General features: G+C 64.9%; 12 protein-coding genes and 1 pseudogene. 5 read left to right on the top strand and 8 right to left on the bottom strand.

From position 1 onward, the window contains the following. The 6 genes and pseudogenes from KAY22_RS14770 to KAY22_RS14745 form a co-directional block, all read right to left on the bottom strand. Positions 1-1,101 (bottom strand): annotated as a pseudogene (locus tag KAY22_RS14770) (oligosaccharide flippase family protein); the annotation flags it as partial. Positions 1,102-1,103: 2 nt separating this feature from the next. After that, positions 1,104-3,890 carry a DNA polymerase I gene (gene polA / locus KAY22_RS14765; RefSeq protein WP_296624181.1) on the bottom strand — a complete coding sequence of 929 codons (2,787 nt, stop codon included), beginning with the start codon at positions 3,888-3,890 and terminating at the stop codon, positions 1,104-1,106. Positions 3,891-3,944: 54 nt separating this feature from the next. After that, entirely contained in the window at positions 3,945-5,330 is a 1,386-nt protein-coding gene (locus KAY22_RS14760) for an efflux transporter outer membrane subunit (protein WP_296624180.1), read from the bottom strand. Next, a complete protein-coding gene (locus tag KAY22_RS14755; protein WP_296624179.1) occupies positions 5,327-6,427 on the bottom strand; it encodes an HlyD family secretion protein in 1,101 nt (366 codons plus the stop codon). The genes KAY22_RS14760 and KAY22_RS14755 overlap by 4 nt, the downstream gene beginning before the upstream one ends. Next, complete coding sequence (locus KAY22_RS14750; RefSeq protein WP_296624178.1) at positions 6,420-8,087, bottom strand: MFS transporter; 1,668 nt, start codon at positions 8,085-8,087, stop codon at positions 6,420-6,422. Before KAY22_RS14750 ends, KAY22_RS14755 begins: the two co-directional genes overlap by 8 nt. A 55-nt stretch (positions 8,088-8,142) precedes the next feature. Further along, entirely contained in the window at positions 8,143-9,924 is a 1,782-nt protein-coding gene (locus KAY22_RS14745) for a cation:proton antiporter (RefSeq protein ID WP_296624177.1), read from the bottom strand. Between the two features lie 122 nt (positions 9,925-10,046). Between KAY22_RS14745 and ybaL the strand changes: the two genes are divergently transcribed. Then, entirely contained in the window at positions 10,047-11,669 is a 1,623-nt protein-coding gene (gene ybaL / locus KAY22_RS14740; protein ID WP_296624176.1) for a YbaL family putative K(+) efflux transporter, read from the top strand. A 64-nt stretch (positions 11,670-11,733) separates the two neighbouring features. On the opposite strand, the gene KAY22_RS14735 is transcribed toward ybaL, so the two are convergent. After that, complete coding sequence (locus KAY22_RS14735; protein WP_296624175.1) at positions 11,734-12,954, bottom strand: NADP-dependent isocitrate dehydrogenase; 1,221 nt, start codon at positions 12,952-12,954, stop codon at positions 11,734-11,736. Positions 12,955-13,120: 166 nt separating this feature from the next. On the opposite strand from KAY22_RS14735, the gene KAY22_RS14730 reads away from it, so the two are divergent. Together KAY22_RS14730 and KAY22_RS14725 are read left to right on the top strand one after the other, a co-directional pair. After that, positions 13,121-13,855: a phosphatidylserine decarboxylase gene (locus KAY22_RS14730; RefSeq protein WP_296624174.1), complete on the top strand. Its 735-nt coding sequence runs from the start codon at positions 13,121-13,123 to the stop codon at positions 13,853-13,855. 34 nt (positions 13,856-13,889) lie between these two features. Then, positions 13,890-14,687, top strand: coding sequence for a phosphatidylcholine/phosphatidylserine synthase (locus KAY22_RS14725; protein WP_296624182.1), 798 nt, complete (start codon positions 13,890-13,892; stop codon positions 14,685-14,687). Here the strand turns inward: KAY22_RS14725 and KAY22_RS14720 are convergent. After that, the gene (locus KAY22_RS14720; protein WP_296624173.1) at positions 14,626-14,910 is read right to left on the bottom strand and encodes a hypothetical protein; all 285 of its coding nucleotides are present in this window, start codon (positions 14,908-14,910) and stop codon (positions 14,626-14,628) included. The two genes, KAY22_RS14725 and KAY22_RS14720, sit on opposite strands and share 62 nt — an antisense overlap. A gap of 182 nt (positions 14,911-15,092) precedes the next feature. Between KAY22_RS14720 and rpsB the strand changes: the two genes are divergently transcribed. Then, positions 15,093-15,845, top strand: a complete 753-nt coding sequence (gene rpsB, locus KAY22_RS14715; protein WP_296624172.1) for a 30S ribosomal protein S2 — start codon at positions 15,093-15,095, stop codon at positions 15,843-15,845. A 116-nt stretch (positions 15,846-15,961) separates the two neighbouring features. Further along, a partial coding sequence (gene tsf / locus KAY22_RS14710; protein WP_296624171.1) for a translation elongation factor Ts occupies positions 15,962-16,590 on the top strand: 629 nt, incomplete at its 3' end.

Genomic DNA, 16,590 nt, shown 5'->3' with positions numbered 1-16,590 from the left:
ATGGAGCAGGGCGGCCTCGGACACCGCAGCGGTCGCGGGCGCGACCTCGGCAAGCAGCAGGAACGCGAGCCGCATCGTACCCGCCACGAAGTGCGGGCCGACCAGCCCCATAACCCCTTCGCCGGGATTGCTCAGCGCCAGCCCGACGGCAGCTTGCGCGGCGATGATCTAGAAGCCGACCTGGGCAACCTGCTTGGCGACAGCCTCGCGATTGCCCGCTTCGAGATTGCGCGTGATCACCGGGCCCAGGATCGGGTCGAAGCTGGTCTTCAGCTTCTGTGGCAGCGAGGCGACCTGCTGAGCGACATAGTAGACGCCGACGATGGCAGGTGAAAAGAACAGCCCCAGGATCGCGATGTCGAGGCGGCGCGATCCCCATTCGATCGCATCGGCCGCCGCCAGCGGGACGTTGCGCTTCGCCAGAAGGAACAGCGAGCTTGGGCGTGGGCGCCAGCCATGGGGCCAGCCAAAGCTCTTGAGCAGTGGCCAGATCGAGGCGCCGAGCGCTGCTACCATCGACACGACATAGGCGATGATCAGTCCGTCGCGCAGGGAGTAGAAGGCCAGGCCGAAGGCAGCGATGCTGATCGTCCACGGTTCGATGACCGAGCGCGCGCGGACCGTCGCGGCGATATCGAGCCGGTACGCGAGCGCTGCCAGTGAGATGTCCGACCAGGCGAGCGCGAAGATGGTCAGCGGCAGCAGCCATTCGAGGCCGTTGATGTCGCTGTTGGGAAACATCAGCTGGGGCAGGGCGCCCAGCACGGTCGCGGCGACGGCGGACGCGATGGCCGCCAGCAAAAGCGCATCCCAGACGACATGGACATGCGGCCGTTCGGTGGCGGAGAGTTGCGCTGCCAGCCCGCGCTTCAGGCCCAGCGTCGCGAGGGTGGCGACGAACTCGACGATGATGATCGCATAGGCGAAGCGGCCCAGTGCCTCGGCACCATACCAGCGCCCGGCGATGAACAGGAAGGGCAGGCGGGCCGCGAGCCGCAGGAGGAAGCCAAAGAAATTGGTCCTGCCGCCCTTGGCAAGCGCCTTGATGTCTTCGCCTTCTTTGAGCGCGTCAGGTCCCGCTGCGGCGGACTCGGGGAGCAGGCTCAATGTGCGGCGCCCCAGCTCGTACCCGTGCCGATCTCGACACCGAGGGGAACCGAAAGTTCGACCAGCGGCTCTGCGGCCTTTGCCATGACCTCGCGGATCACCGCGCTTGCCGACTCCACCTGATCCGGGGAAAGCTCGAAAACCAGTTCGTCATGCACTTGGAGCAACATGCGGACGTCGGACAGCCCGGCAGCGGCAAGCGCCGGGTTCATCCGAACCATCGCCCGCTTGATGATGTCGGCGGAGGTGCCCTGGATCGGCGCGTTGATCGCCTGGCGTTCCGCCGACTGGCGCTCGCCCTGCTTGGCGCTGCGGATGCCGGGGAGGTGGGTCTTTCGACCGAACAGCGTGCTGACGAAGCCCTGCTCGCGGACCTGCGACAGGGTGGAGGCGATATAGTGGTTGATCCCGGGGAAGCGCGCGAAATAGCGGTCGATCATGCCCTGCGCTTCGTCGCGCGACACTTCGAGGCGACCGGCCAGGCCCCAGGAGGAGATGCCGTAGAGGATCGAAAAGTTGATTGTCTTGGCGCGTGCGCGGGTGTCTCGATTGACCTCGCCGAACACTTCCTGCGCGGTCAGCGAGTGAATATCGTCGCCCCGCGCGAAAGCGTCCTTGAGCGCAGGGACGTCGGCCATATGGGCGGCCAGCCGTAGCTCGATCTGTGAATAGTCGGCCGAGAGCAGGACTTTACCGGGTTCGGCGACGAAGGCATCGCGGATGCGGCGGCCGATCTCGGTCCGGATAGGGATGTTCTGGAGATTGGGATCGGTCGAGGACAGCCGCCCGGTCTGCGCCACAGCCATCGAGAAGCAGGTGTGCACCCGCCCGGTCTCGGGATTTATCTGTTCCTGCAGCGCGTCAGTATAGGTTGACTTGAGCTTGGTCAGCTGGCGCCATTCGAGGACGAGCCGCGCGATCTTCGCGCCTTCGCCCGCCAGCCGCTCCAGTTCGGACGCATCGGTCGAATAGACGCCGGTCTTGCCCTTGCGCCCGCCCTTGAAGCCGAGACGGTCGAACAGGACTTCACCCAGCTGCTTGGGGCTGCCGACCGTGAAGGGACCGCCGGCCTCGGCGTGGATCTGCATCTCCAGATCGGCGCTCTGCCCGGCAAATTCTGCCGACAAACGGGCCAGTTCCTCGCGATCGACGCGGATGCCCGCGCGCTCCATGCCGGTCAACACAGGCACCAGCGGTCGGTCGACCAGTTCATAGACCCGCGTTGCGCTCTCCGGTGCAAGGCGAGGCTTGAGCCGCTGCCAGAGCCGCAGCGTGACGTCGGCGTCCTCGGCGGCATATTCGGTCGCGCGGTCGAGCGTCACCTTGTCGAAGCTGATCTGGCTCTTGCCGGTGCCGCACACGCTTTTGAACTCGATGCAGCCATGGTCGAAATGGCGGCGGGCGAGTTCGTCCATGCCGTGACCGCCCAGACCGGCGTCCAGATCATAGGACAGCAGCATCGTGTCGTCATAAGGCGCGACCTCGATGTCGTTGCGGGCGAGGACGACCATGTCATATTTGATGTTCTGGCCAATCTTAAGCACGTCCGGCGCCGCCAGCAGCGGCCGCAGCCGTTCGATGGCGACGTCCATCGGGATCTGCGCTGGCCGTTCGGACAGCAGGCCATCGCCGACATGCGCGAGCGGGATGTAGCAGGCGCGGCCCGGCGCAGTAGCGAGGCTGACGCCGACGAGCCTGGCCCTGACAGGATCGATCGAATCGGTTTCCGTATCGACTGCGACACGACCCGTAGCCATGGCCTCGGCGATCCATCGATCGAGCGCCTCGACCGTGACGACCGTCTCATAGTCCTTGTGGTTGAACGGCACCTGTTCGACCGCCTGCACCGGCTTTTCCTGCGCTCCGGGGGCCAGCGCGAGCATGGTCGGGCCGCCGCTGGGCAGCGTCGCCGGGCCGTCACCCTGCACCTTGGCGAGCAGTGACTTGAAGCCCATATCCTCGAGGAAGGCACGCAGCGGCTCGGGCGGAAGGCCCTTGAGTGCGAGATCATCGAGCGGCTCGGGGAGCGGGGAGTCGCACTTCAAGCGGACAAGTTCGCGTGACAATCGCGCATTGTCGGCATGATCGATCAGCGATTGTTTCAGCTTGGGCTTGGTGATCTGGTCGGTCCCGGCCAGCACCGCTTCCAGGGTGCCGAACTGCTGGATCAGCTGGCTCGCCGTCTTCGGGCCGATGCCGGGAACACCGGGGACATTGTCGACGCTGTCGCCCATCAGGGCAAGGACGTCGCCCAGTGCTTCGGGTTCGACCCCGAATTTCTCCAGCACATGCTCGCGGCCGAGGCGCCGGTTGTTCATCGTGTCGAGCAGGTCGAGACCCGGCCGGATCAACTGCATCAGGTCCTTGTCGGACGAGACGATCGTCACTTGCCAGCCTTGTGCGAGGGCCGCTTCGGCATAACAGGCGATGATGTCGTCGGCTTCGAGGCCCAGTTCCTCGATGCAGGGGACCGAAAAGGCCCGGACCGCGTCGCGGATCAGCGGAAATTGCGGCACGAGATCCTCGGGCGGCGGCGGCCGGTGGGCCTTGTACTGGTCGTACATCTCGTTGCGGAAGGTCTTCGACGAGGCGTCGAGGATGACCGCCAGATGGGTCGGACCATCGGCCTGGTGCAGCTCGTTGATCAGCTTCCACAACATCGTCGTGAAGCCATAGACCGCGCCGGCCGGCACGCCGTGGCGGTTGGTGAGCGGAGGCAGGCGATGATAGGCGCGGAAGATATAGCCCGAGCCGTCGACCAGATAGAGATGGTTGGATGACATGGGGCGGGGGATAGCAGGGCTTTTGCCGCCGCGAAACCGCGATCCGCTTGCCGCCTAGCGTTCACCCTGCGCTTCGGGCGATCCGGTCCAGCCCCCGCCGAGCGCCTGATAGAGCTGGATGCGCGCTGCGATGGCATCTGCGTGAACCTGGGTCAGGTTGAGCTCGGCCGCGAGCAACTGCCGTTGCGCGTCAAGCTGCTCGAGATAGGGCGAATAGCCCTCGCGATAGCGGTTCGTGGCGAGCTTCACGCCGCCGGCCAGCGCGTCCCGCTGGTCGGTCGCCAGCGCCTGCTGTTCGTCGAGCCGCTGGACCGCTGCCAAGGCGTCCTCGACCTCGCGGAAGGCCGTCAGCACGGTCTTGCGATAGCCGAAGGCAGCCTGATCGCGCCGGGCGGCGGCTGCCTCGCTTTGCGCGGCCAGACGTCCACCTTGGAAAATCGGCGCAAGGATGCTGCCACCGATGCTCCAGATGGTGATCGGGTCGGACAATAGACTGGAAATGGCGGCGCCGCCGCTGGCGGCCAGCCGGACCTGGGGAAGAAACTGCTTGCGCGCCGCCGACAGCGAACGGTCGCTCGCGGCCAGCTGATATTCGGCCTGTGCGATGTCGGGGCGTCGCCGCACCAGTTCGGATGGTAGGCCGGCGCCGACCGTTGGCTCCGCCAGGGCTTCGAGCCCGGCACCGCGGCTGATTGCCTGCGGGAGACCGCCGGTCAGCAGGCTCAGGGCATTTTCGGCGCGCGTTATGGCGAGCTTGATCTGCGGTATGATCGCAGCGGTGGCATCATATTCGGCCTGCGCCTGCTGCAATTCGAGGCGCGGCGAATAGCCATTACCGACCCGCGAGCGTGCGATGTGCAGCGATTCTGCACGGGCCGCGAGCGTGCGTTCGGCGATCTTCAGGCGGGCGTCGAGCCCGAGCAAGGTGACATAGGTGGATGCCGTCGTCGCTGCGACGGACAGCCGCACAGCGTCCCGCGCGGCAGCACTCGCGAGATAGCTGTCGCGCGCGGCCCCGCGCTGGTCGGCGAGGCGCCCGAAGAGATCGATCTCATAGCCGATCTGGACCTGCGGCTGCGCGGCATTCTGCACTTCGGGCGTACCGAAGGCACTGACGCTGCGTGATCGCCCGCCGGTTACGGACGCATCGATCGTCGGCAGCAGCGTCGCATTGATTCCGCGCAGTGCCGCGCGCGCCTCGCGCACCCGGCCGGCAGCGATACCGATGTCGGGGTTCGCAAGCAGCGCCGCCTCGACGAGTTGGCTCAACGCGGGATCTCCAAAACGGCCCCACCACGCTGCATCGTCGGGCGCACCCGCTTCAGCCGCGGTGCGCCAGTCGGACGGCAGGGCGAGCGGCGCCACCGCCACCGGTTGGGCATTGCGGGCAGCGCAGGCGGCCAGCAGGGCCGGTAGCAGAAGGGCAGCGACGCGCTTCATTGTGCGCCCCGCGTATCGACCTGGGCCTCGACCGACATGCCGGGCCGCAGTCGGGCCGTGAGTGCCTGACCGGGATCGACCCTGATGCGCACGGCGATGCGCTGCGCCACCTTGACGAAATTGCCGGTCGCGTTGTCGGGCTTGAGGACGGCGAACTCCGATCCGGCAGCGGGTGCCAGATTCTCGACCCGCCCGCGCAGTTCGGCACCGCCGAGGGCATCGACCTTGAACGTCGCCGGCTGACCGACCCGCATGCGGCGGGTCTGCGTCTCCTTGTAGTTCGCCACAACCCACACGTCGCGCGGGACGAGGAATAGCAATTGCGTGCCTGCCGTCACGAAGGCGCCGCTGCGGACCCCGATTTCGGACAGCTGCCCGGCGACCGGTGCCCGAATGACGGTGTTTTCCAGGTCAATCCGGGCGAGCCGCAACTGTGCCTCGGCGCCCTCGACCGCTGCACGCAGGCCCGATCGGCCCACCTGAACGGTGCGCACGTCCTGTGTCCCGATGGCGCGGGCGGCCTGGGCCTGACGGACATTGGCTTCTGCCGCGCGCAGGACAGCGCGGGCCTGATCGCGTTCACGCTCCGAAATCGAACCGTCGGCAACCAGCGCGTCGGCACGGTGCATATCGGCCTGCGCGCGCGCCAGTTGCGCCTGGGCATTGGCGATGCCCGCGTCCTGGCTCTGCGTGGCGGCTTCCTTCGCCCGTTCGGTCTGGGCGGAATTGGCGAGCGACGCCTGCTGCGCCGCAAGGTTCGCCTCGGCCTGCGCGACCTTGGCGCGGTAGATGCGATCGTCGATGGTGACGAGGATCTGGCCAGCCTTGACCTGCGCAAAGTCCTGAACCTCGACGCTGGTGACGTAGCCGCTGACCTGGGGGCTGATGATCGTCACCCGGCCGCGCACATAGGCGTTGTCCGTCCGCTCGGAACGGCCCGCGAAAGGCGGCAATTGCCACGCATAGAGGATGGCGAGCACGGCGAAGATGGCCACTGCAGCGATAGCCAGGATGACCGAGCGCCCGCGTTCCGGGGGAAGCCAGCCCGATGGCGAGGCGTCTGTCGCAGCAAGGGCTGGGGATGTCTGGTCATTCATTGGGGGCGTTCCCGGCCGCAGCGCGGCGTTGCAGTTCGATGAGAGGGGAAGGCTCCCCACGGCGCTTGATTCCGAGACGGATCAGATAACTCCAGACGACCGCCCCGGCGGCCAATATGCCGACCAGCAGGAAGACGTCGTTGAAGGCGAGAATATTGGCTTCGCGGCTGACCGCCTTGGCGAGCAAGGCGGCGCCCTCGGCCGAGCGCAGGGCCGGATCCACGACGACGCCCGACACGGCGGCGCTACCCGCCTTGATGCGGGCGACGACCTGCGGATCGCTCGCCACCAACGCCTGGGCCAGCTCGTGGGAGTGATATTTCTCACGGACGACCTGGAAGGTGCCGAGCAAGGCCGATCCGATCAGACCACCCATGCTCTGGCTGATGCTGAACAGAACGATGAAGCTGATGAAATTGCGCGTCCCGGCCAGCAAGGTCCGGGCGATCCCGATCACCATCGCCTGCGCCATGAACAGCAGCGAGGCGAAGCCGATCAGCGCCTGGCTGAGGTAGAAGCTCGACGGACGGGTGAGGTTGGTCGCGTCGCTGTCCATCAGCGCACCGATCATGATCAGGATGACGGCGATGGTGATCGGTCGCGAGATATTATCGGGCCTGATCGTCAGTACCGCTGTCGCCATTCCGGTGATCGAGGCGACGACGATGATCAGGTTGAGCACCACCATCTGGTCGTTGATCATGCCGAGGACGTTGAGCAGCCCGACCGAGCCGAACGCCTGTTCGGACAGCAATATGCGCACCGAGGCGGCGACGGCCATCAGGCGCATTATCTCCCGCGTACCGAGCCAGCGCGTGTTGATCAGCGGATTGGCGCGGCGATGCTCGACGATCAGCGCAGCCGCGATCAGGGCCACGCTGGCGGCCAGTGCGCCTCCGATCCAGGGCCGTTCGAGCCACCATTGGACCCGCCCCTGGCTGAGCACGGCGATCAGCAGCCACAGACCCGGCGCCAGCAGAAAGAAGGTCAGGAAGTCGAGCTTCTCGAACGCCTTGACCCGCTCGCTCGGGGGCAGGGGAAGGGCCAGAACGGCGGCGAGCGTCGCCAGCGCCAGTCCCAGCTCGAACCAGTAGAGCATGTGCCAGTCGCCGGCGGTGAGCAGACCGGGCGACAGCATGCGGGCCAAAGGCGTGGCAAGCTGGGGAATGCTTATCCCCAGCATGATGCCGGCGAGGCGCTTGGGCGCTGGCATCGCCTGGCTCAGATAGAGGACGGTCAGCGTGGACAGGCCGCTCGCGGCGATACCGCTCGCCGCCCGCACCGCGACGGAGGTCCAGAAGTCGTGGACGAACAGATGCGCGAAGGTGGTCAGCGCATAGGCCGCAAGCATGTAGCGGATGAAGGGCTGTATGCCGAACTGCTGGCGATATTTGACGAGCAGTAGATTACCCGTGACGTTGGTCATGAAATAGGCGGCCGTCAGCCAGGCGGCCTCATCGCTGTTCAGGCCCAGCGTACCCTGCGCGAAATTGAGGTTTACGGTGACGAGCGCGTTCCCCAGGCCGCCGGTGATGCCGACGAGGCAGCCGATCAGGAAGTAAAGCCGCCGACGCGCGGTCGGATGGTCCGGATTGGCGGGCGAGCCCGGCAAGGTCGGACGTTCGTGCGGCTTGAAGATATATGCGGGTGTGTCCGCCATCCGAATATCCAGTCTGGGCGCCATCAGAACCGGCGAAACTGGTTTCGGTTCCGTTTCAGATCTCGTCGGTTTTTACGTCGCGCAATCGCCTGGTCGAAATCCGCGGTTCGTGGCTGAGCTGCCCCATTTCCATGATCTTCGCCCGCAGTTCCGCGCGCTTCTCGTGGATCGACGCGATTACCGGTCCCATTGCTATGCCGAGGTCGACCAGCACGGCCTCTGAGAGCTGCAACGAAGATTCGAGCGTTTCCGGCACCGCGTCGGTGGCGCCCGCGCGGTAAAGTTCTGCCGCGTGGTTCGGATCGCGGGCACGGGCGACGATCGTCAATTCGGGATGCAGTCGCCGAACATGTCTCGTTATCCGGACGACCTGGACGGGATCGTCCATCGTGAGGATCAGCGCGGTGGCATTGGACAGGTCCAGATGCTCGACCATGCCGGGGCGGGCGATGTCGCCGAACATCACCGAATAGCCGCGCTTGCGGGCGTGGTGGACGGTGTCGATGTCGGCGTCGATCGCCATATAGGGCTTCGAATGGGTGCTGAGCATCTGCGCGACCAGGCGGCCGACGCGGCCGAAGCCGGCGATGATGGCGCGGCCCGAATGCTCCTCCGACGAATCCTCGGCGTCCTGGTCGCGCTCGTCGACCCGGCGGGCCAGATCATGGCCGACACGCGCGAGGATGGGGGTGATCGTCAGACCGATCGCGGTCACCATCTGCCAGAAGGCCGCTGTGTCGGCGGCGATGAGACGGGCCTGGGCGGCGGTCGCCAGCACGATCAGCGTGGTTTCCGAGGGTGACGACATCAGCAGGCCGGTTTCCGCGGCAACCGCCCGCTTGGCGCCCCAGAAGCGCAGCAGGCCGGCGGTGATGAGCGCCTTGACCAGCACCACCGCGATCACCGCGAAGGCCAGCTTGTCCCAGTTTTCGAGGATCATCACGGGATCGAGCGACATGCCCACGGTGATCAGGAATACCCCCAGTGCCAGGCCCTTGAAGGGAGCGGTGACCAGTTCGACCTCGGCATGATAGTCGGTCTCCGCGATAAGCAGGCCGGCGATCAGGGCGCCGACGATCGGCGACAGGCCGACGGCGGTCGTGGCGATGCTCGACAGGATCACCACCAGCAGGCTGGCAGACAGGAACAGTTCCGGATTCTTCGCACGGGCGGCCTGGGCGAACAGGCGTGGCAGCAGAAGCCGGCCGCCGATCAGCATGGCGGCTACCACGGCGATGCCGAGCATCACCGTCTTGATCAGCCCGTTCCAGCCATCGGCATCGCCATAAGGCGCCATCACGCCCAGCGCGAAGACGATCGGGACGAGAGCGAGATCCTCGAGCAGAAGGATGCCGAAGGCGCGCTGACCGATTGCGCCGGTCGTTCCGACCATCGGCAGGACGAGTGCGGTGGACGAGAGAGCAAGGGCGAGCCCAAGCCCCAGCGAACCGGCGGCGCTCTGCCCGGATACCCACAGTGACATGCCGAGGATCGCCGCTGCGAGAACGAGCTTCGATGTGCCGAGCCCGAAGACCGTCCGCCGCAGTCCCCACAGACGCCGGAAACTCAGTTCGAGGCCGATCGAGAAAAGCAGAAGCACGATCCCGAACTCGGCAAAGGGTTCGATCGATCGCGGATTGCTGATCGTGACGTAATAAAGCCAGGGGTAGCGCTCGGTCAGCGTGCCCAGCCCATGCGGTCCGGCCAGCATGCCGACCAGGATGAATCCTATGACCGGGGTGATCCTGAACCGCGCGAACAAGGGTATGACGATTCCAGCCGTTCCGAGGATGACCAGCGAATCACTGAAGGCTTCGGAATGGATCGGTAACGCCATGGGGGGATCATTACGGATCACCCCCGGATTGACTACCCCTTGGGTGGAAAAGCTTTTGCATCCTGACCGTTGATCCCATCTAGTTGAGACATCGCAACAGGAAGACGGGGAGACGCGCGCGCGTGAACCATGCGACACCGCTGATCGCGACTATTGTGGCAGGCCTGACATTGGCCTTTCTGTTCGGGGCCCTGGCGCACCGGCTGCGCCTGCCACCGTTGGTCGGATATCTGATGGCGGGTGTCGCCGTCGGGCCGTTCACGCCGGGCTATGTGGCGCATCAGGGAATCGCCAATGAACTTGCCGAAATCGGTGTGATCCTGCTCATGTTCGGGGTGGGGCTTCATTTTTCGGTTCGCGACCTCATGGCGGTCAGGCGCATCGCGATTCCCGGGGCCATGGTCCAGATCGCCGCCGCCACGGCGATGGGCGCAGCGCTCGCTTATGCGATGGGGTGGGGGCTCCCGGCCGGTGTCGTGTTCGGGCTCGCATTGTCGGTCGCCTCGACCGTCGTCCTTCTGCGCGCGTTGGAAGAACGGAAGATCCTCGAGACCGACCGGGGACGGATCGCGGTTGGCTGGCTGATCGTCGAAGATCTGGTCATGGTGCTTGCCTTGGTGCTGTTGCCTGCGCTGGCCCATGGCGTTGGAAGCGGCGGCGCCATCGGAACGATCCTCGCGCTGACGGTGGGCAAGGTCGCGGGGTTCGTAGCGCTGATGCTGGTCGTAGGGCGGAGATTGATCCCCTGGGCGCTCCACGCCATTGCCCATACCGGATCTCGCGAGCTTTTTCGTCTGGCGGTCTTGGCGATCGCATTGGGGGTCGCCTTCGGTGCGGCGATGCTGTTCGGCGTTTCCTTTGCGCTGGGCGCCTTTTTTGCGGGGATGATCCTCGCGGAGTCGCCGCTCAGTCAGCGCGCCGCGCAGGAAACGCTGCCGCTGCGCGACGCGTTCGCCGTGCTCTTCTTCGTATCGGTCGGCATGTTGTTCAATCCCAACGTCGTCATCGAAGCGCCGCTGGCGCTCGCCGGAACAGTCGCGATCATCATCCTTGGCAAGTCCATCGCGGCCTGGCTGATCGTTCGTGCATTCCGCCATTCGACCGCGACGGCGCTGACCATCGCCGCCAGCCTTGCCCAGATCGGCGAGTTCTCCTTCATTCTTGCGACCCTCGGCTTCCAGTTGAAGCTCCTGCCTGCGATCGGTCGCGACCTGATCCTGGCAGGCGCGATCATCTCGATCTTGCTCAACCCCGTGCTGTTCACCTGGATCACGCGGATCGGCCATTCGCTCGGCGTCTCGGATCCGATTGCTGAGCCGGAGGAGGAAGTGAACGAGGGGAAGGGCCATGTCGTCGTGGTCGGCGCGGGCCGCGTGGGCGGGGAGATCGCGATCCGGCTGCTCGAGGCCGGCGAACGGCTCAGCGTCGTCGAACTGGAGGCGGACGCAGCCGGATTGCCAGACCATGCCAATGCTCGGGTCCTGACGGGCAATGCCTGCAGCGCCGATATAATGGAGCGGGCCGCGATCGGCGATGCACGGACGCTGTACGTAGCGATCGCGGAAGGGTTCGAAGCGGGGCAAATCGTCCAGAAGGCGCGGCAGGCCAATCCCGCCTTGCGGATCGTGGTGCGGGCCAAGGACGCCGCCGAAGTCGAGCATCTCCGGAAGCTTGGGGCCGACGAAGCCTTTGTCGCGGAGCGCGAGATTGCCGTGGCGATGGTCCGAAGCGTCGTGAAGTCCTGACGGAAAAGGGGCGCCGTTCCGATGGAACGACGCCCCCGATCATCTTGCGCTTTTCAGGCTACGATCAGGCCCAGTTGGCCATCTCGGCTTCCAGATTGACGCGGATCTGTTCGAAGAACTGTTCCGTGGTCATCCAGGGCTGATCTGGACCGATCAGGATCGCGAGGTCCTTGGTCATGCCGCCCTTTTCGACAGTCTCGATGCAGACACGCTCGAGCGTCTCCGCAAACTTGACCACGTCCGGCGTGTCGTCGAACTTGCCGCGGAACTGCAGGCCCTGCGTCCAGGCAAAGATCGACGCGATCGGGTTGGTCGAGGTCTGCTTGCCCTGCTGGTGCATGCGGTAGTGGCGGGTGACGGTGCCGTGTGCCGCTTCGGCCTCGATCGTCTTGCCGTCGGGCGACATCAGCACCGAGGTCATCAGGCCGAGCGAGCCGAAGCCCTGCGCGACGGTGTCCGACTGGACGTCGCCGTCATAATTCTTGCAGGCCCAGACGAACTTGCCGCTCCACTTGAGCGCCGAGGCGACCATGTCGTCGATCAGGCGGTGCTCATAGACGATGCCAGCTTCCTTGAAGGCAGCGGCGAATTCGGCGTCGAACACTTCCTGGAACAGATCCTTGAAGCGCCCGTCATAGGCCTTCAGGATGGTGTTCTTGGTCGACAGATAGAGGGGCCATTTGCGGTCGAGCGCGTAGTTCATGCTCGCACGGGCGAAGTCGCGGATCGAATCGTCGAGATTGTACATGCCCATCGCGACGCCAGCCGACGGATAGTCGAAAACCTCGTGCTCGATGGTTTCGCCATTCTCGCCTTCCCACACCATCCGGAGCTTGCCGGGGCCGGGGACGCGGAAGTCGGTCGCGCGATACTGGTCGCCGAAAGCGTGGCGGCCGACGACGATCGGGTCGGTCCAGCCGGGAACGAGCCGGGGCACGTTCTTGATCACGATCGGCTCGCGGAACACGACGCCGCCGAGGATGTTGCGGATCGTGCCGTTGGGCGACTTCCACATCTTCTTGAGCTTGAACTCTTCGACGCGGGCTTCGTCCGGCGTAATCGTGGCGCACTTCACGCCGACGCCGTATTGCTGGATCGCCTTGGCGCTGTCGATCGTGATCTGGTCGTTGGTCTCGTCACGCTTCTCGACCGAGAGGTCGAAATATTTGAGGTCGATGTCGAGATAGGGGAGGATCAGGCGTTCGCGAATCCACTGCCAGATAATCCGCGTCATCTCGTCGCCGTCGAGTTCGACGACCGGGGTTTTCACCTTGATCTTCGCCATGCTTCTTCATCTCCGGGGAAGGATATTGCCGCGTGTCCCTATGCCGAGAAATCGGTCGGATCAACCGCTCGCGCGCCCTTTTCTCGGCATCGGCAACAAAGAATTCCGCGGATGATCGCCAGCGGCAATGATTGTCAGCCGGTATCGCTGTCCCTACAAGGTCGCGATGACATCGCTCGAAAAACCCGAAATCGGCACCACCTCAGTAAAGTGGCGCTGGCCCAGCATCCACCCCGAGGGACGCAAGTTCGTCCTCATCTCGGCGGTCATCTGCCTGATCTTCGCCCTCATGGCGTGGGAGACGCTGGCCTGGCCTATGGCCGGCATAACCCTCTGGGTAGCCGCCTTCTTTCGCGATCCGATCCGAAGCACGCCGGTGGGCGATGGGCTGGTGATCGCGCCGGCCGACGGGCTGGTCACGATGATCACCACGGTGCCGCCACCGCGCGAACTGGCCGGGGAGGACGGGCTCGGCGATGCGCCGATGACCCGCGTCTCGATCTTCATGTCGGTGTTCGACGTCCACATCAACCGCACGCCGATCGCCGGGACGATCAAGCGAATCGTCTATATCGCCGGCAGCTTCCTCAACGCCGATCTCGACAAGGCGAGCGAAGAGAACGAGCGCCAGCATTTCCTGGTCGAGGGACCGGACGGTACCCGGATCGGTTTCACCCAGATCGCCGGCCTGGTCGCACGCCGTATCGTTCCGCTGACCAAGGTCGGGGAGGTGGTTGGGCTCGGCCAAAGAATCGGGCTGATCCGCTTCGGCAGCCGTGTCGATGTGTATCTGCCGGCTGGAACCGGCCATCGCGTAGCCCTGGGACAGCGCACCATCGCCGGAGAGACCGTGATCGCGCAGCTGGGCGAGGGTGATCGGACGATCGGCGCCGCTCAGTGAGCGGGCAGGGCGTCCGGGGGAACTGAGAATGGCGATGCTTGGCAGACGCGAGAACATAAGACGCGGAATTCCCGCGCGCGCGGTTGCGCCCAATGCGGTGACGGCGCTGGCGCTATGCTCCGGCCTCACCGGGGTGCGGTTCGCGATCGCGGGAGAATGGGAAAAGGCGCTGATCGCCATTCTCGTCGCCGGGATTCTCGACGGTCTTGATGGGCGGATCGCCCGGCTTCTGAAGGGGGAGAGCCGCTTCGGAGCGGAGCTGGACTCGCTGTCCGACGTGATCGCCTTCGGGGTGTCCCCCGCAATCATCATGTTCCTCTGGTCGCTGAACGAGATACCCCGATTTGGTTGGGTGTTCGCGCTGGGCTATGCGGTTTGCGCTGCCCTCCGCCTCGCGCGTTTCAACGCATCGATCGACAAGGTCGAGCATCCGCGCAAGGCGGCCGGCTTTTTGACCGGCGTTCCCGCGCCGCTTGGAGCCGGCATCATGCTCGTTCCCGTTGCGATGTGGCTGTGGAGCGACGTCGTCTGGTTTCGCGATCCCTATTTCATTTGCGCGTGGGCAGCCCTGGTAGGCTTCCTCATGATTTCCGACGTCGCGACATATAGTTGGTCATCGCTTCTCATTTCGCGCGCCTGGCGCTTGCCGGCCTTGCTGGCCATCGCGATGCTGGGCGCGGCGCTGTTCACAGCGCCTTGGCATACCCTCAGCCTGATCATGCTCGGCTATCTGGCGACCGTGCCGTTCAGCGTCGCCAGCTATAGCCGGATCAAGCGGCGACCCGAAGCTGTTGCCGAACAGCTGCCGGCCGGAACTGAACCTGACGCGTGACGCGTACCCGACGACGAGCGGGCATGCTCTGTTCCGGCCGGCCGCTGTCCGATAGGCGCAATGCCCGTCGGATATAGGGCATTTCCTGCTTGGCGGTCTCGATCACGACGGCGATCGACAGCAGGATCATCGACGCGAAGAAGGTGAAGAACAGCAGCTGAAGCATCGAATCTACTCCGTTGCAGGCGAGCTGGGTAACGTTCTTGTCGGCTCGCGGTGCCATATTCTCTCGATGAGCATGTTATGTTCTCATAATGTTCCTCCTGTCAAGCGCCGTTGGAGGCTTGTCTTTTGGACGGTCCTGGATTATGTCGCCGCGCATTCCGCATGTGGGGCACACATACCGGTGCCGGGTTTCCCGGTGACCGCCCCGCAGAGGTTCAAACCGGGTAAGGAGAAAATCCTATGGCGGCTCCCACCGTCTCTATGCAGGCGTTGCTCGACGCCGGCGCACATTTCGGTCACCAGACTCACCGCTGGAATCCGAAGATGAAGCCGTATCTGTTCGGCGACCGCAACGGCATCCACATCATCGACCTGTCGCAGACCGTTCCGCTGTTTGCGCGCGCGCTCGATTTCATCAGCCAGAGCGTCCAGCACGGCGGCAAGGTCCTGTTCGTCGGCACCAAGCGCCAGGCGCAGGAGCCGATCGCCGAGGCAGCGCGTCGTTCGGGTCAGCATTATGTCAACCATCGCTGGCTGGGCGGCATGCTCACCAACTGGAAGACGATTTCCAACTCGATCAAGCGTTTCAAGGCGCTCGAGGAGCAGCTGTCGGGCGACACGCACGGCCTGACCAAGAAGGAAGTCCTTCAGCTCACCCGTGAGCGCGACAAGTTCGAGCTTTCGCTCGGCGGTATCCGCGACATGGGCGGCATTCCGGACGTTATGTTCGTGATCGACGCCAACAAGGAAGAGCTGGCGATCAAGGAAGCCAACACCCTCGGCATTCCGGTCGTCGCGATCCTCGATTCGAACGTGAGCCCGGACGGCATCGCTTTCCCGGTTCCGGCGAACGACGATGCGGCTCGCGCGATCCGTCTCTACTGCGAAGCTGTCGCCGAAGCTGCGACGCGCGGTCAGCAGGGCGGTCGTCAGGCGCGTGGTGAGGATCTCGGCGCTTCGGTCGAGGCTCCGATCGAAGAAGCCATCGCGTAACAATTCTATCGTCGTCCCGGCTTAGTCCGGGATCTCCCGACCCGTGCCTCGGCACGGGTTCGGCTTGAGACCCCGGCTCGTCCGGGGCGACGTGTTTCTGACGAAAGGAAAAGCACATGGCGGATATCACCGCTTCGGCCGTCAAGGAGCTTCGCGAGAAGACCGGCGCCGGCATGATGGACTGCAAGAAGGCGCTCACCGAGACGAACGGCGACATGGAAGCCGCCGTCGACTGGCTGCGTACCAAGGGTCTCGCCACGGCCGCGAAGAAGTCGAGCCGCACGGCAGCCGAGGGTCTCGTTGGCGTGGCCGTCGAAGGCACCAAGGGCGCTGCAGTCGAGGTCAATTCCGAGACCGACTTCGTTGCCAAGAACGAGCAGTTCCAGGACTTCGTCCGCACCGTGACCAAGCTGGCCCTCGAGGCTGGTGACGACGTTGCGGCGCTTGGCGCGGCTGCCTATCCGGGCGGCGGCACCGTGTCGGAGAAGCTGACCGCGAACATCGCGACGATCGGCGAGAACCAGACGCTGCGTCGTGCGAAGATCGTCGAAGTGTCGCAGGGTGCGATTGTTCCCTACGTACACAATGCGGCTGCTCCGGGCCTCGGCAAGATCGGCGTGCTCGTCGCGCTCGAGGGCGACGCTCCCGTCGCCGAGATGGAAGCCGTCGGCAAGCAGATCGCGATGCACATCGCGGCCGCTTTCCCGCAGGCGCTGACCGAGGACGGCCTCGACCCGACCGTGAT

The sequence above is a fragment of the Rhizorhabdus sp. genome, assembly GCF_018006725.1.
In the GTDB taxonomy this organism is placed as follows: Bacteria; Pseudomonadota; Alphaproteobacteria; order Sphingomonadales; family Sphingomonadaceae; genus Rhizorhabdus.
This window is presented reverse-complemented; position numbering and strand designations above follow the sequence as displayed.

Excerpts from the sequence above, each read along its gene's own strand:
- KAY22_RS14755 (WP_296624179.1), bottom strand. The coding sequence starts at position 6,427 with ATGAATGACCAGACATCCCCAGCCCTTGCTGCGACAGACGCCTCGCCA.
- KAY22_RS14720 (WP_296624173.1), bottom strand. The coding sequence starts at position 14,910 with ATGGCACCGCGAGCCGACAAGAACGTTACCCAGCTCGCCTGCAACGGA.
- KAY22_RS14745 (WP_296624177.1), bottom strand. The coding sequence starts at position 9,924 with ATGGCGTTACCGATCCATTCCGAAGCCTTCAGTGATTCGCTGGTCATC.
- KAY22_RS14735 (WP_296624175.1), bottom strand. The coding sequence starts at position 12,954 with ATGGCGAAGATCAAGGTGAAAACCCCGGTCGTCGAACTCGACGGCGAC.
- rpsB (WP_296624172.1), top strand. The coding sequence starts at position 15,093 with ATGGCGGCTCCCACCGTCTCTATGCAGGCGTTGCTCGACGCCGGCGCA.
- KAY22_RS14760 (WP_296624180.1), bottom strand. The coding sequence starts at position 5,330 with ATGAAGCGCGTCGCTGCCCTTCTGCTACCGGCCCTGCTGGCCGCCTGC.
- KAY22_RS14725 (WP_296624182.1), top strand. The coding sequence starts at position 13,890 with ATGCTTGGCAGACGCGAGAACATAAGACGCGGAATTCCCGCGCGCGCG.
- KAY22_RS14750 (WP_296624178.1), bottom strand. The coding sequence starts at position 8,087 with ATGGCGGACACACCCGCATATATCTTCAAGCCGCACGAACGTCCGACC.
- KAY22_RS14730 (WP_296624174.1), top strand. The coding sequence starts at position 13,121 with ATGACATCGCTCGAAAAACCCGAAATCGGCACCACCTCAGTAAAGTGG.
- polA (WP_296624181.1), bottom strand. The coding sequence starts at position 3,890 with ATGTCATCCAACCATCTCTATCTGGTCGACGGCTCGGGCTATATCTTC.